General features: G+C 45.4%; 2 protein-coding genes. Both read right to left on the bottom strand.

Annotated elements, in window-relative coordinates; genetic code table 11:
- Positions 1–454: 454 nt before the first annotated feature.
- Positions 455–940 (bottom strand): DUF1896 domain-containing protein, encoded by a 486-nt coding sequence (locus tag HMPREF9420_RS12690; protein WP_044079297.1) that lies wholly within the window; start codon positions 938–940, stop codon positions 455–457.
- Between the two features lie 52 nt (positions 941–992).
- The coding region (locus HMPREF9420_RS12685; protein ID WP_007136142.1) for a site-specific integrase at positions 993–1,921 on the bottom strand (929 nt) is incomplete at its 5' end.

The following is a 1,921-nucleotide window of genomic DNA, read 5'->3' as shown; positions in this document are numbered from 1 at the left end:
CCATTTTATCGATAATTCGATAGTTCGACAAATCGAGATATCGAAGTGTCGATATATAGTTTTATCGATAGATTATTTTGACGATATATAGTTTTGACGATATATAGTTTTGACAACAGATAGTCATGACAACAAATTGTACAAACAACAGATTGTCCGTATTATCGTCAGTCCTATCTATTGTTGGCTGTTACGCCTTGCGTCCAAAGAGCCTGAGTATGCCGTATTCTTGTCGTGCCTATACTCTCTTATGGCAGCCCTGCCCTGCAAGGTTGGGAGAGATGAATACGACCGCATGGCTAATGAAAATGGCAATACCGCCTTGAAAAAGAAAAATCCTGCGGAGGAGATTCTTCTCTCCATCCGCAGGACTCGACCTTGTCAGGGCAGATAGGCTGCCGTTGTACCTTTGCACGATAAGAAACGGCATCAGGGGCTTTGCGTGTGCCTTTGCTTACAACACCTTTGGGCTTGCTTCCTCCGTCAGTCTGATCGTTGGCTGGTTGTTGCTCTCGATGAGTAGCACTATTGTGCCTGTGAGTTCGGTGTAAAGACGGTCGTATTGTCCGCTTGCGGCAAATGTGTCCGTCAAACCGAACTTGTCGAATGTGGCTTGAATAGCCTTGTTCGACAACAATATGGGTGCAAGCTTATCGGGGAGCGGAGCAGGCAGTTCCCTCTCAAACTCGTTCTCTAAGACAGAAACAAGTGTGTCGTACTTGGAAAAGTGCAAACCTTGATACAACACCTCACTTGCTATGCTCTCCGCTTCGGGGTGCGTGAATCCCTGCACTACAGCATCGCAGTAGGTGGTTAGAGCCATATCTGCTCGTGTGGTGATAAACTCCGTGTCGTGCAATTTTTCGGGGTGATGCTCACTCATATAACTTCTTAATTTCAACCGAAAGTAGGAAAGTTCCTGTTTGTTGTTCTGTTTCATTATCATTTGGTCTTTAATCGTGAATAATAAATGTTTGGTAATTACTTCCTTTTTATGCTTGTTGCAGTGGCACGTTCTGCCGTGCAATCGACTTGCAATAACCTTCAAAGGCTGAATGCTCCCTATCAGCAAGTGCAGTCATATCTTCCTGTATCTTGTGGTCGGTTATCTTTCCGTAGATTTGTGTCGTACCTATATTGCTGTGTCCGAGCATCTTGCTGAGCGTTTCCATCGAAATACCATTGGAAAGGCAAATCGTGGTTGAGAATGTATGGCGAGCCATGTGAAAGGTCAAGCCTTTCTCTATCCGGCATATCTGACCGATGTTCACACACGCAAAAGATGCTTTCCTAATTGTGAGATTGGGGAATATCAATTCGTCTGCTTTCTTGTTCTTGATATAGAGCGAAAGGATTTGCCCTGCAATGGGCAAGAGTGGGATTATGGCTTCCACATCCGTTTTCTGCCGCTTGATGCGGATTTCCTCTGTACCATCTGCATTACGGATGATATGCTTCGGTTTGAGCCGTTGCATATCCACACGAGCCAAACCGGTGAAGGCACAGAAAAGAAATAGCTGCCTTGCACGCTCGAACTGCTTGTCAATAATGGGCGTTTGTAGTACTCGTTGCAGTTCTTCGGTTGTGAGATACCTGCGTGTGCGGTGTGGAAGTTCTGCTTTGTAGTCTGCAAAGGGGTCGATGCGGATATACTTCTTCTGCTGACCGATGCCGATGAGTTTTTTAAGGAAGATGACCACTACCTGAATAGTGGCAAGAGAAAGTTTGCGCTCTGATTTAAGGTAGAAGTCCATCCCTTCGATGAAACCATAGTCAAGCGATGAGTAGCGAATATCCTCCAGCCCCAAGCGTTCACGCAAATAAGCCTCAATGAGTTGTGTGGCATAGATGTAGTTGGCAAAGGTCGGCTTGGCTACCGTTATTCCTACACAAGGACGCTTTTCTTCAATAAATAGTCGTG

This window comes from Segatella salivae DSM 15606 (assembly GCF_000185845.1).
GTDB lineage: Bacteria > Bacteroidota > Bacteroidia > Bacteroidales > Bacteroidaceae > Prevotella > Prevotella salivae.
The sequence above is the reverse complement of the archived record's forward strand: the minus strand, read 5'-3'. Positions and strand labels throughout refer to the sequence as shown.

Coding starts and splice junctions, on each gene's coding strand:
- HMPREF9420_RS12690 (WP_044079297.1), bottom strand. CDS start 940: ATGAAACAGAACAACAAACAGGAACTTTCCTACTTTCGGTTGAAATTA.